At 67.2% G+C, this 12,428-nt stretch carries 16 protein-coding genes; 8 read left to right on the top strand and 8 right to left on the bottom strand.

Annotated features, from left to right (window positions below; genetic code table 11):
• From ACXJKR_RS12105 to tsaA, 4 genes are all read left to right on the top strand, one after another.
• Positions 1-534, top strand: a 534-nt coding sequence (locus ACXJKR_RS12105; protein ID WP_457323043.1) for an HAD family hydrolase, incomplete at its 5' end; no start/stop codon positions are given.
• A 121-nt stretch (positions 535-655) separates the two neighbouring features.
• Positions 656-1,108, top strand: coding sequence for a hypothetical protein (locus ACXJKR_RS12100; protein ID WP_457323042.1), 453 nt, complete (start codon positions 656-658; stop codon positions 1,106-1,108).
• Positions 1,109-1,467: 359 nt separating this feature from the next.
• On the top strand, positions 1,468-1,863 hold the full coding sequence (locus ACXJKR_RS12095; RefSeq protein ID WP_057299926.1) for a YciI family protein: 396 nt from the start codon (positions 1,468-1,470) through the stop codon (positions 1,861-1,863).
• Between the two features lie 30 nt (positions 1,864-1,893).
• Positions 1,894-2,301: a tRNA (N6-threonylcarbamoyladenosine(37)-N6)-methyltransferase TrmO gene (tsaA, locus tag ACXJKR_RS12090; protein WP_457323041.1), complete on the top strand. Its 408-nt coding sequence runs from the start codon at positions 1,894-1,896 to the stop codon at positions 2,299-2,301.
• Here tsaA and ACXJKR_RS12085 read toward each other — a convergent pair.
• Positions 2,298-3,041 (bottom strand): ankyrin repeat domain-containing protein, encoded by a 744-nt coding sequence (locus ACXJKR_RS12085; RefSeq protein WP_457323040.1) that lies wholly within the window; start codon positions 3,039-3,041, stop codon positions 2,298-2,300. The two genes, tsaA and ACXJKR_RS12085, sit on opposite strands and share 4 nt — an antisense overlap.
• Positions 3,042-3,175: 134 nt before the next feature.
• Between ACXJKR_RS12085 and ACXJKR_RS12080 the strand changes: the two genes are divergently transcribed.
• From ACXJKR_RS12080 to ACXJKR_RS12065, 4 genes are all read left to right on the top strand, one after another.
• Entirely contained in the window at positions 3,176-4,747 is a 1,572-nt protein-coding gene (locus tag ACXJKR_RS12080; protein WP_457323039.1) for a cation:proton antiporter, read from the top strand.
• Positions 4,748-4,892: 145 nt separating this feature from the next.
• Positions 4,893-5,495, top strand: coding sequence for a DUF1326 domain-containing protein (locus ACXJKR_RS12075; RefSeq protein WP_457323038.1), 603 nt, complete (start codon positions 4,893-4,895; stop codon positions 5,493-5,495).
• An 82-nt stretch (positions 5,496-5,577) separates the two neighbouring features.
• Positions 5,578-6,468: a DUF2182 domain-containing protein gene (locus ACXJKR_RS12070; protein ID WP_457323037.1), complete on the top strand. Its 891-nt coding sequence runs from the start codon at positions 5,578-5,580 to the stop codon at positions 6,466-6,468.
• Entirely contained in the window at positions 6,461-7,327 is an 867-nt protein-coding gene (locus ACXJKR_RS12065; protein WP_457323036.1) for a DMT family transporter, read from the top strand. Before ACXJKR_RS12070 ends, ACXJKR_RS12065 begins: the two co-directional genes overlap by 8 nt.
• On the opposite strand, the gene ACXJKR_RS12060 is transcribed toward ACXJKR_RS12065, so the two are convergent.
• The 7 genes from ACXJKR_RS12060 to ACXJKR_RS12030 form a co-directional block, all read right to left on the bottom strand.
• Positions 7,328-7,843, bottom strand: coding sequence for a hypothetical protein (locus ACXJKR_RS12060; RefSeq protein ID WP_457323035.1), 516 nt, complete (start codon positions 7,841-7,843; stop codon positions 7,328-7,330).
• 56 nt (positions 7,844-7,899) lie between these two features.
• Complete coding sequence (locus ACXJKR_RS12055) at positions 7,900-9,468, bottom strand: hypothetical protein (protein ID WP_457323034.1); 1,569 nt, start codon at positions 9,466-9,468, stop codon at positions 7,900-7,902.
• Positions 9,465-10,331, bottom strand: a complete 867-nt coding sequence (locus ACXJKR_RS12050; protein WP_457323033.1) for an ABC transporter ATP-binding protein — start codon at positions 10,329-10,331, stop codon at positions 9,465-9,467. The genes ACXJKR_RS12055 and ACXJKR_RS12050 overlap by 4 nt, the downstream gene beginning before the upstream one ends.
• Positions 10,332-10,451: 120 nt before the next feature.
• A complete protein-coding gene (locus ACXJKR_RS12045) occupies positions 10,452-11,165 on the bottom strand; it encodes a phosphodiester glycosidase family protein (RefSeq protein ID WP_457323032.1) in 714 nt (237 codons plus the stop codon).
• Positions 11,162-11,380 carry a DUF3820 family protein gene (locus ACXJKR_RS12040; RefSeq protein WP_457323031.1) on the bottom strand — a complete coding sequence of 73 codons (219 nt, stop codon included), beginning with the start codon at positions 11,378-11,380 and terminating at the stop codon, positions 11,162-11,164. Before ACXJKR_RS12040 ends, ACXJKR_RS12045 begins: the two co-directional genes overlap by 4 nt.
• Entirely contained in the window at positions 11,377-12,042 is a 666-nt protein-coding gene (locus ACXJKR_RS12035) for a response regulator (RefSeq protein WP_056197196.1), read from the bottom strand. The genes ACXJKR_RS12040 and ACXJKR_RS12035 overlap by 4 nt, the downstream gene beginning before the upstream one ends.
• A gap of 17 nt (positions 12,043-12,059) precedes the next feature.
• On the bottom strand, positions 12,060-12,428 hold a 369-nt coding region (locus ACXJKR_RS12030), incomplete at its 5' end, for an ATP-binding protein (RefSeq protein ID WP_457323030.1).

The following is a 12,428-nucleotide window of genomic DNA, read 5'->3' as shown; positions in this document are numbered from 1 at the left end:
GATTGGTGCCGGATAACCGAAGAGAAATTTCGCGAACGTCGACTAAAGAATACCGTCCTTGACAAAATTTCTGCTGACATTCAACTCTTGCCAGGCGTGGTCGAAACGGTAAATCAACTGCATGCGGCCGGAATTCCAATGTTTATCGTATCGGGATCCATTAAACACATCATTAAACGAGTGCTCGGGAACCTTTACGAGAAATTTGAGGATGTTCGCGCGAACGACATGAAATTCGGACCAAATAGCGAATTGAAATCCATCATTGGAACGAAGTATGACTTCCAGGGCAAATCTCAATACATCACGCAAGTGCTGGAAGAGAGAGAAATCCAGCCGCATGAAGCGCTATTTATAGGAAATTCATTAAATGACGAATGGGCCCACCAAGCGGGCGTGCAGACTCTCTGCATCAACTACGATATGACGAATCCCGACAATCAGATTCAGTGGATGTACAGCATCAATCATTCCAAAGATTTTTCCGAGATAATGCGTTACGTTACACTTGAGCCCACGGTCGATTCTGCCTAAAGCGGACCTGCAGATGCGATCAGGGTAGTCAGCTCGAGAGAATTGACTACCTTATTTCCAAGGCTTTATCACACGCCGGCTGAAGAAAAGCGACTCAAACACGCTCAAACAACTGTGGCGCTTGGAATCCTACCTCTGCTTCGATGGGGCGCTTCCCAAAACCGCTCTCACGCCCGCTGGCCGTCTCGGGCACTATCCGGACGATGATCACGCCGTGCATCAAGCCGTCTGCCTTCTGGCGCCGCCAGCATTCGTCCGACCTGTTCGGTCAGGATCAGCGTCAGGACCAGATGGGCGCGGCTTCATCGCCAATCTGGCAGCGATGGACGAACTGATCGACTTCGCGGCTATTTCGACTCAGGTCGATGCGCCTTGCCCGCGACCCGACCGCAGCAAGTGCGGCCGACCGCCCCCCGAGGTCATGGTACGTCTGGTGTTCATCCAGTCGCTGTACAGCCTCTCGGACGAAGACTGCGAACACCAGGTAATGGCCGTTGGAGACAGACCGATCATGGCGAACGGCTCCGAAATCGCTACTGAAGCGATCGGGCGCGCCACGGAACACGTGCACTGAGGCTCGAGGCTGGGGAAATTCCCTTGGATGGAAATGATCACTTCCAGCCTAGAGACAACACATCACAGACCGAGCGCAATACTCTTGCCTGCTCAGCCAAGGTCAAATTGATGCACAACAAAGCTGACGTTCGCCTGCGCCTGCTCATGGCCGGGTGCGTGAATTGATCGAGCCAAGGCGATTACCCGCAATGGGCACTTTGCTGACCCTCGGGCGCCAACTACCAAGGACAGCCCCAGCCTGAAGCTGCCTATGGGAGGCTTCAGCAATCGATGCAAAGGCCGTGGCGCGGGAGGTCTGGCTCCCCAACTCGGCCTCCGCGGAACGCTCCACGGTCCCCCTGCATTTACCATCCACCCATGAACCAACCGCAGCACGAATACCTCGTTGTGTCGCGTGGGCAGTGGGACGAAAAAGCGTCTCGCGAGGACGTCCAGCGCGCCATCGATCAGTTCTACGTTTGGTACGAGGGCCATCTCGCGGCGGGGCGGATGAAACCCGGGAGCCGGTTGGCGCCCGAAGGCAAGCTCGTTGCCCATGGGCTGGTCACCGACGGTCCCTTCGCGGAGACCAAGGAGATCGTCGGCGGCTACTGGTTCATCGTCGCCACGAGCCTGGAGGAAGCGGCCGAACTCGCCGCGCAGAACCCCTGCCTGGCCTTCGGTCTGACGCTGGAGATCCGCCCCCTCGACGCCGAGCGGGCGCGGGCGACGGACATCACCAACGAAACGCCGCCGCCGTGGCGTCAGCGTTGAGGCTTGGCGCCGCGCCGTCGCGCAGAACAGATGTTCGTCCTCCAACCCATCGGCCATGTGCGCTCACCGCTGACGAGCCGGGAGCAGGCGCCCAAGCAAGGCGATGAAGGCGCCCCCACGGCGTGGCTGGAGTTCCTGCCCGCTTTCGAGGCGGGCCTGCGCGACCTGCAGGTCGGTGACGACATCCTGCTGCTGACCTGGCTGGACCGCGGCCAGCGCGAGACCTTGAGCGTGCATCCACGCGACGACCTGAACGCCCCGCTGCGCGGCGTGTTCAGCACCCGCTCGCAGGACCGGCCCAACCCGGTGGGGCTGCACCGCGTCACGCTGGTCGAGAAAGACRGCCCGCTTCGCTACCAGGCACTCCATCTCGAAGCCTTCGACGGCACGCCGATCATCGACGTCAAGCCGGTGCTGGATCGCCTGCGGGAGCGCTAGCGCAAATACCGGTTCGGCACATTGCCCAGCCGCGGCGCGGGCCGCCCCAGGGCCGCGAGCAGTTCGACGATGTTGGCGTAGGTGTCGGCCTCGGTGCGCTGCATCTGCGGCAGCAGGCCGAGTTGGGCGTAGGACAGCGGCGTCACGTCGTAGCAGACCGTCTCCCAGTCGAAGCCGCGGCCCCAGGTGATGCCCCGCAAACGCACATCGGCCCGCGCGCCGGCGGCCAGCAAGAGGCGCATCACAGGCGCCGAGCGGTTGGCGTTGGCATTGACYGTGTGGAAGAGCGGTGTCTGACCGTTCAGCCCGTCGGCGTCGACATCGGCCGCGGCGTTCGGGTCTGCGCCCAGTGCCAACAGCCGCTCGGCGACCTCTGCGTGGCCGTACTCCGCCGCCACATGCAGCAGCGTGGCGCCGTCAAGCGGCGTGAAGGTGCAGGGCATCTGCGTGCGGTGCCGCAGCAACGCTGGATTGGTCGCCGCGGCGGTGGCCAGCGCGTCGGCGTCGTTGAGCAGCACCGGCGCCAGGTGCGGGTCGTCCAGCACGGCGCCACGTTCCAGCAGCAACCGAAGGCAGGTGGCAAACCGGTCCGAACGAAAGTACATCTCGATCAGATGGTTGACCACCGTCTTGCCGCCGATGCTTGAACTCGCATCGAAGCCGGCATCGAGGACGGCCCGGATGTCTTCAACGTCGTGCGTTTCAAAGGCGGTGAGCAGACGCTCGGAGATGCCGGTCATGACTTGCTTTCGGTAAGCAACCGGCGCGCCTTCACGGCGCGGCCTGGGGACTGGGTGTTGGGAAGCGATGCTACGACCGTCGGCCTGCCGGGCCCGCCTTCCTTTGCCAGGGCGAGGTCGCCATACTCCGGCCGGTGCAGGAGCTCGAACAAATCCTGGTCCTCTTCGTCGCCGCCGTGGCACTGGCTGCCGCCGCGCGGCGTGCGGGCGCGCCCTACCCGGTGTTCCTGGCCATTGGCGGCGCGCTGCTGGCCCTGGTGCCGGGTGCACCCAGCCCCAGCCTGCCGCCCGAACTGGTGCTGGCCCTGTTCGTCGCGCCGGTTCTCGTCGACGCTGGTTACGACGCGTCATTGCGGGACCTCAGAGACAACTGGGCGCCTCTGGTCAGCCTCGTGATCTTCGCGGTGGGCCTGACGACGGCCGCAGTGGCCATGGTGGCTCACGCCCTCGTGCCGGGCCTGCCATGGGCCGCGGCCGTGGCGCTGGGCGCCATCGTCGCGCCGCCCGATGCGGTGGCGGCCACTGCGGTGCTGCGGCCGCTGCGCCCGCCGCAGCGCATCCTGGGTATCCTCGAAGGCGAGAGCCTGCTCAACGACGCCAGCGCCCTGCTGATCTACCGCCTGGCCGTCGGTGCAGTGGCGGCCGGCGGCTTCTCGGTGCAGGCGGTGGCGCCGACCTTCCTGCTGGCCGTGCTGGGCAGCCTGATCGCGGGGCCTGCGCTGGGCTGGCTGGTGCAGCGCATGTTCGAGCATGTGCAGCACATTCCCACGGCCATCATCCTGCAGTTCATTGGCACCATCAGCGTGTGGCAGCTGGCGGAGCATGTCGGGCTGTCGGGCGTGCTGACCACGGTCTGCTTCGCCATGACGCTGGCGCGCATGGCGCCGGCGCGCATCCCGGCGCGCATCCGCATCCCCACCAACGCGGTCTGGGCCACGGTGGTGTTCGCGCTGAACATCTTTGCGTTCATCTTCATCGGGCTGCAGATCCGCCMCATCCTGATGGCATTGGAGCCGTCAGCCCGAACGCAATACCTGCTGGTGGCCGCCGCGGTGCTGGTCACCGTCATCGTCGTGCGCGTCGCCTGGCACATGTCCTTCAACGCCGCGATCCGCTGGCGTGACCACCGCCACGGCTTCAATCCGCCGCGGCCCATGCTGCGGCCCAGCGTGGGCAGCGGGCTGGTGATCTCCTGGGCGGGCATGCGCGGCATCGTCACGCTCGCGGCGGCGCTGGCGCTGCCCGAAGGCTTTCCGGCCCGCGACCTGATCGTGCTGACGGCCTTCCTCGTGGTGCTGGGCACGCTGCTGATCCAGGGGCTGACACTGAAGCCTTTGCTGCGCGCGCTCAATCTGAAGGACGGCGACCCGGTGGCGCACGAAGAGCATGCCGCGCGCCAGCGCATGCTGGAGGCCGCCTTTGAGCAACTTCCCGCAGACGGCTCCCCCGCCGCGAGCCTGGTGCGCAAGAACCTGAAGATGCACCTGGGCCGGCCGCTGCATGAAAGCGGCAGCCCATTCGCTTCATTCGGTGCCGAGTACGACAACAGCTACCGCGCCGCGCTGCAGGCGGCCCGGCAGGTGCTGCTGGCCATGCGCGACGCCGGCGACATCGGCGACGACGCCTTCCACACGCTGGAGAACGATCTCGACTGGCTGGAGGTGTCGGACCCGCTGCGGGCGGCGAATGCCGATGCGACGGAGTAGATGCGACGAAGTAGGGGTGATCGATTGAGGATGCCGTCTTCAACGAACCTGGACTCGACCCGGCACCGCGGCGTAGGATGATTTTTGCCTTGCCGGCCGAGCCACGGCGACAAGTTCATTGTGTTTGGCTTTGACGGAGAGTCATATGGGCTATCACTTGGAAGGTCGTCTGCTCGAGGTTTGCAACTGCAATGTGCTGTGCCCGTGCTGGATCGGCGAGGACCCAGACAACGGCACCTGCGACACCATCGTCGCCTGGCGCATCGACAAGGGCGTGATCGACGGCGTCGATGTCGGCGGCAACACCATCGCGGCCGTGGCCCACGTCCCCGGCAATATCCTCAAAGGCAACTGGACCGCCGCGATCTTTGTCGACGACAAGGCATCGGCGGCGCAGGAGGCAGCCCTGCTCAAGGTCTACACGGGCCAGGCCGGCGGGCCGGTCGCCGATCTCGCCGCCCTCATTGGCACGGTGGTGTCGGTCGAGCGGGCGCCCATCAAGTTCACCGTGCAAGACGGCAAGGGCATCCTCGAGATCGGCACCAACTACTACGCCGAACTCGAGCCCTATCGCGGCGCGATGGGCGGCCTGACGACCTTGTCCGACACCGTGTTCTCGACGGTGCCGGGCGCGCCGGTGTTTGTCGGCAAGGCCCCGACTTACCGTTCCAAGAACCCGGCACTGGGCATCGACCTCGATCTCAAGAACCACAACGCCCTGCAGAGCACCTTCGTCTTCGACGCATGAGCGCCGCGCAGGGCCGCCCCAAGCAAGCTCGCTCCCGCTTGGCGGGAGTGAGCCCGGACATGGGATGCCCTGTGGGCATCCCATGCCTGGCGAACGCCTGGCCGCGCTGTCGGCCAGGCAAGGCCGCAGGCCGAAGGGTGCACCATTGAGCGCCGCTGGCGGCGCCGTAGCGGCGGGTCCGCCAGCAGGCGAATCCCGTCATCGCCGCGTGTTCCTCGTCGTGCTGAGTGCGCTGGCCGGGCTCGCCTGGCTGGCGCTGTGGGCCTGGGCGGGCAGCCCTTATGGCCGCTACCTCGACCACGGCGACTGGACGGCCTCGGGCCCGGCCGCCTTCGTCTGCCGGGTCATTCCCGGCGGCGACGTCATCGTGCCCGCGCTGCTCTACAGCGCCGCGTGGATCCTGATGACCACGGCCATGATGCTGCCGACCACCCTGCCCCTGTTCAATGCCTTCGACCGGTTGACGGCGCGGCGGGCGGACCACCGCCGGCTGCTCCTGCTGCTGGRCCTGGGCTATATGGCGGTGTGGGGCGGCTTCGGGCTCGTGGCCCATGTGCTGCACGCGGGGCTGCTGGCGCTCGTCAACGGCGTGCCCCTGCTGGCCTGGCATGGCTGGCTGATCGGCACGACCATCATCGCCTTGGCCGGGGCCTTCCAGTTCAGCAGCCTCAAGCACCGCTGCCTGGAGAAGTGCCGCACCCCCTTGAGCTTCGTCATGCAGCATTGGCGCGGCCACGCCGAGGCGCGGCACGCGTTCATGCTGGGCGCCCACCACGGCCTGTTCTGTGTCGGCTGCTGCTGGGCATTGATGCTGCTGATGTTTGCGCTCGGCACCGGCAGCCTCGGCTGGATGCTGTTGCTGGCCGCGGTCATGGCGGTTGAGAAGAATGTCCGTTGGGGCCACCGGCTGAGCACGCCGCTGGGCGTCGCGCTGCTGGGCTGGGCCGCGGTCCTGGTGGGGGTCCATGTCTGAGTCGCGCGCCGGCCTGCCCCTGCTGAAGACCTTGGCCCTGACCACGACGGCGATGCTGGCCTTCGCGGCGAATTCGCTGCTTTGCCGGCTCGCCCTGCGGCAGGATCTCATCGATGCGGCCAGCTTCGGCAGCATCAGGCTGGCCGCCGGGGCGGTCACCCTCGCGGCCATCGTGCGGCTCAGGCCCGGCCAGGCCGCCGCCACGCATTCCGACTGGCTCGCCGCGGCCATGCTGTTCGCCTACGTCGCCTTTTTCTCCTTCGCCTACCTCAGCCTGTCAGCGGGCACGGGCGCCCTGATCCTGTTCGGCGCGGTCCAGGTGACGATGTTCAGCGTGGGGCTGCGCTCGGGCGAGAGGTTCCGGCCCCTGGCCTGGTTCGGCCTCGCTCTGGCCGTGGCGGGKCTGGTCTATCTGGTGTCGCCCGGCGTGGCGGCGCCACCGGTCCTCGGCGCGGCCATGATGGCGGCAGCGGGCCTGGCCTGGGGCCTGTACTCGCTGCGCGGCCGCGGCGTGAGCGATCCGTTGGCGGCGACAGCGGGCAACTTCCTGCGCGCCACGCCACTCGCTCTGCTGGTGAGCCTGCTGTTCGCAGCCCAGGCGCGCGCCAGCACCACCGGTATCGCCCTGGCCGTCGCCTCGGGCGCCGTCACGTCCGGCATCGGCTATGTCATCTGGTACGCCGCGCTGCGCGGGCTGTCCGCGCTGCGGGCCGCGACCGTGCAGCTGTCGGTGCCGCTGATTGCCGCATTCGGCGGCGTGGCGCTGCTGTCGGAGGCCGTCACCCCGCGCCTGCTGCTGGCCTCGGCGGCCATCCTCGGCGGCATTGCGCTGGTGCTGGCCAGCAGGTCGCGGCGCTGATCACGGGCAGCGCAGGAAGACGCCTTGCACGGTGCATGAACCGCGCGGTCCGACAAGGGTGGGGCCGACCCGCGTCAGCGTCGAGCCATCGATGGCCAGGCAGGTGGCGGCATTGCACTGGGTCACGGTGACCGGCGCTTGCGGACGCGGCAAGGCCACGGGCGGCACGGTTGGCATGGGCACCCGGGGCGCCACCACGCCGGGCCGTGCGGGCGCGGTCGGCACCACCCAGCTGTGCTGCGAGGGCGGCGGCGAGGTGGTGAGCCCGCCAAGGCAGGCATCCGCCACGCGCTTGCGCAGCGGCTGCAGACGCGCGGCCACCGAGTGCTGGCGCTGCTGATCGGACAAGCTGGTCGATGAAGCGGCAGCGGCCGCCGCGATGGCCTCCTCCGCTTCGTCCAGCGCATTCAGCGCGGTGCGACAGGCCGCTGATCTGGGCAGCTCGTCGGCCTGAGCAGCGCCGACCATCCCGCAAAAGGTGGCGGCGAGCAGAAGGACGGCGAAGCGTGCAGTCATGGCCTGTCAATCTTGCGCCACTCCTCGCGCAGGCGCTGTAGGCCAGAGCCGGCGGATCAGGTCCGACGCAGCCGGGGCCAGGCCAGCAGTGCTACCAGCCCCAGCCCGCCCGCCAGCGCATAGCCGGCCACGCTGGCTGCGTTGGCCGCGCCGTCCACACCCAACAGGTCCAGCGCAGCCACGCCGGTCTTCTGCAGGTTGAGGTAGAGCGCGAACAGGAACAACGCGAGGAAGGTGCGCGAGCCCTGGGTCAGCCGGCCCAGCAGCGTGGCGGCTGCGCTCAAGAAGAGCAGGCCGGCCACGCAGGCCAAGGCTTGCACCGTTGAGATCCGCAGCAAGGCCGGCAAGGCCAGCAGCAGCCCCAGCCCCAAGGCCGCCAGCACCTGGCGCCAGCCGCGCTCCCACGCGCCGCCGGGTACTGCGCTGGCCAGAGCCCATGTGCCGCTCTGCAGATCACGCGAACTCACGTCCGCCACCGCCATGCCCCAGGCGCACAACGTTGCGGCCAGCAGCGCGGGAACGAGGTCCATCGGCGCCACCGCGCAGGCCACCGTGCCGGCCCCCATCGCCAAGGCCAACAGCGGCTGGCTGAGCAACACGAGGCTCACGTCCGCCAGCCAGCGGCCGGGCAGGCCTGGCAGGCGGGCGCTGGCGCGCAGCAACAGGCCAAGGGCGGCGCTGAAAGGCCGCAGCAGCGGGCGCAGCAGCCATTGCAGCAACTGCACGATGCGCCAGCGACCGGCGGGGTTGCGCAGCTTCACGCAGTCTGGTGCATAGCGATGGAAGAACATCACGGCGGGCAGCAGCGGCAGCAGGGCCAGCGCCATCGAGCCCAGGCGCAAAGCGATCAACTCAGCGCTCCACAGGCCAGCGGGCATGTGCAGGCTGGGCAGCGTCGCGTCGAAGGGGCTGCCACCGACGCTGATGTGGGTCACGTCCATCAACTGGCTCACGCCGACCAGCAACGGCGACATGCCATTGATGTCGAACACCTGCCAGCCGGTCAGCCGCACGGCGCCCTGCCCCAGCGTGGCCGGGATGAAGGCGAACTGCACCATCCAGAAGACCCAGTAGAGCGCGTCGCCACGCTTGCCCATCAGCGGCGCCCAGGCGTCGGCCAGCACGGCCAGGCTGGCGCACAGCATCAGACCGGGTGCCAGCCCGAACACCAGCATCTGCAGATAGGGCAAGGGCTGCAACGGGCCTTCCCCGCGCACGAGTTGCAACACCCAGACCGTCAGCATCACGACGGTGCCCAGCGAAAGCAGGAAGCCGAAGGCGCCCAGCCAGCGCGCGCCCAGCAACTGCGCGTTGCTGACGGGTGTGGCGGCCAGCACGGCAGCGGTGCCGCAGCGCACGTCTTCCTGCGTGCGACCACGCGCCAGGTAGAAACCAGCCAGGCCGAACAGCAGCGACGCGATCAGGTTGCTCGCAAAGGCGRGTGCCTGGCTCTCGTAGGCGATGCGCTGCTTGTTCACGACCATCATGGCCATGCCACTTTTCGGGTCCAGCACCATCAACCAGCTCACGGCCACCACGGCCAGCAGGATGACGAGGCTGCTGAGCCGGCGGCTGCGCAAGCGCCATTCGTTCAGCACCAGGGTCTTGTAGAGACTGGTGTTCATGCGGCCTCCCGCGCATCGGCATAGCGTTGAGCCATCAGCGCCTCTTCCAGGCTGGCGTTCGCCGGCTCGGCCTCGGCAAAGGGGCGCGACGGATGCGCCATGCGCACTTGAATGCGGCTGCCCTGAGGCTGGGCCTGCAGCACCTGCACATGGCTCTTCAGCGCTTCGTAGTCGGCTGGCGCGAGCTGGGCCGTCCAGACCTTGCCCACGGCGCGAGCGATCACGGCTTCAGGGGTTTCGAAGGCGACAAGGCAGCCCTGACGCATGACGGCCAGGTGCGAGGCCATGTTCTCGACGTCCGACACGATGTGGGTCGACACGATGACCAGGCGCTTGCGCCCCAGGTCGCCCAGCAGGTGGCGAAAGCGCAGGCGTTCTTCGGGATCCAGGCCCGCCGTGGGTTCATCGACGATGAGCACATCGGGGTCGTTCAGCAGGGCCTGCGCGATGCCCAGGCGCTGGCGCATGCCGCCCGAGAAGCCGATGGCCGGTCGATGGGCCTGCTCGTGCAGGTTCACCAGCTCCAGCAGGTCGTTCAGCCGCTGCCGGTCGCRCACGCCCTTCAGCGCCGCGAAATACTGCAGGAATTCGAGCGCTGTCAGATGCGGGTAGACGCCGAAGTCCTGCGGCAGATAGCCCAGGCGCCGGCGCATCAGTTCGGGCTTGGTGACGATGTCCTCACCGTCCAGCAGGATGCGCCCGCTGGTGGGCCGCGTGAGCGTGGCCAGCATCTGCATCAGCGTGCTCTTGCCCGCGCCGTTGTGGCCGATCAGGCCGACGACACCGGRCTTCAATTCCAGCGACACGCCGTCGACGGCATTGAGTTTTCCGAAGCTCTTGGAGACGTTCTGGATCTGCAGCATGGCCACTCCTCATCTTGTGAATGAGCGCAGCCTAGAGATCCAGAGGCCAGCCTCCAACGCGCTTGCGACAGACCGCTCACCGCGCGGTTCAGGCCGGCGAAAGCGCGGCCTGGGCCGGCGTCATTCGACGACGCCAAACAGCGGCCCGAGCTCGCTCCAATGGTCGTTGCGCCCGAGCCTGGGCGCGTAGAGGCTGGACACCGCGCCGTCAAGATACAGCGCCTCCTTGCAGTGCAATTCGTCGCGGAAGAAGCTGGCGAACTCGTGCAGCGTGACAGGCCGCTCGGTGATGACGAACAGGGCCTGCGAGCCCAGCACACAGACGCCGTTGCGGATATAGCGCGACGCCGAATTGGCGCCCAAGGCCGGATGGATCTGGCCGTCCTTGAGCAGCAGCGGCCCCGACTGCGTGGCGAACAGGACACCCTCGCGCAGCGCCGGGTAGTCCACCGCGTCGACGACCTGAGCTCCGTGAGCCGTCAGCAGGAAAACACCGTTGGGCTTCAGAAAGAAGTTGCCTTCTCCACTCAATAGATTGAGCGGCGCGAGCTCGCGCCCGTCGATGACCAGCAGCCCAACGGGGCTCGCGTCCGCGTGGTACATGCCGGCGTTCATGCCGAAAGCCAGCGTCTTGCCCTGTCCTCTCAACCAGGCCGACAACTTGTCCAGCCGGCGCAGCGCCCGGCCCCGGTCATCCTGCCAGAACAGAAGCAGCTTCTGCGTGGCAAGGTCCACGCGCACGACGGTGAAGCGGCCATCGCCTTCAGCGCGGGCAGCCAGGCTGGCCACCACCAGCGCAGACCCCAGCACCAACGCCAGCAGCAGCCGCTTCATCGGCCACGCCCCCGCAGCGGCTTGAGCAGGCCCCGCAGGTCGTTGTGATCCATCTCGTACATCAAGGCCAGCAGCCGTCCGATCTCGCCCTTCGGAAATCCCTCGCGCGCAAACCAGCCCAGGTAGTTGCCGGACAAGTCCGCGATCAGCGTGCCCTTGTGTTTGCCGAAGGGCATCTTGGTCGTGACGAGCTTCAGCAGGTCTTCCGGATTCATGTCTTGAGCCGGTAGCCCACGCCCGCCTCAGTCACCAGCCACTGCGGCCGGTTGGGATCGGCCTCGAGCTTCTTGCGCAGATTGGCCATGTGCACGCGCACGTAATGCACGTCCTCGGCATGGCCCGGGCCCCAGACCGCCTTGAGCAGGTGCTGGTGGGTCAACACGCGCCCCGGAGCGTTGGCAAGCTCCTGCAGCAGCCGGTATTCGATGGGCGTCAGGTGCAGCTCTTCGCCGGCTTTGGTGACCGTGCGTAACGCGCGGTCCATGGCGACGTCACCAAAGCGCAGCACCGGGTCGGCGTCGTTGCCGCCGCCGCCGTGCCTGCGCAGTTGCACGCGCACGCGGGCCAGCAGTTCGGCCACGCCAAAGGGCTTGACGAGGTAGTCGTCGGCGCCGGCGTCCAGGGCCTGTACCTTGCGGTCCTCGCCCTCACGGGCCGACAGCACCAGGACGGGCGCCTGCGACCAGCCGCGGAACTCGCGGATGAAGTCCAGGCCATCGCCATCGGGCAGGCCCAGGTCCAGCACAACCAGCTCGGGACGGCGCGTGGCCGAGTCGATCAACCCGCGTTGCAAAGTCGCCGCCTCGAAGACCTCCAGGCCTTCGCTCTCCAGCGCCATGCGCACGAAGCGCCGGATCTCCGGTTCGTCCTCGATCATCAACACGCGTGCAGCGCTCACTCTGGTTTCTCCGCCGGCGGCTGGCCGAGCGGCAGTTCCACTCGCACACAGGCACCGCCGGTCGCGACATTGTGGGCGCTGATACGGCCGTCATGCGCCTCCACGATGGCCTTGCAGATGGCCAGGCCCAGGCCGACACCGGGCGTGGCGCTCTCGCGGTCGCCGCGCTCGAACTTGTCGAAGAGCTTGTCCTCGAGGCCCGCGGGAAACCCAGGGCCGGCGTCGCTGACGTCGATCTCGACATGCCGCCCCGCCGTGCGCGCCCGGATGCGGATGGCGCCGGCCGCGTACTTGGCCGCGTTCTCCAGCAGGTTGACGAGCACGCGCTCGATCAGCACGGCGTCCAGCTCGACCAGGGGCAGGTC

This window comes from Roseateles sp. P5_E11 (assembly GCF_054049355.1).
Note: the sequence above shows the minus strand (reverse complement) of the source record. Positions and strands in the feature narration are given on the sequence as shown.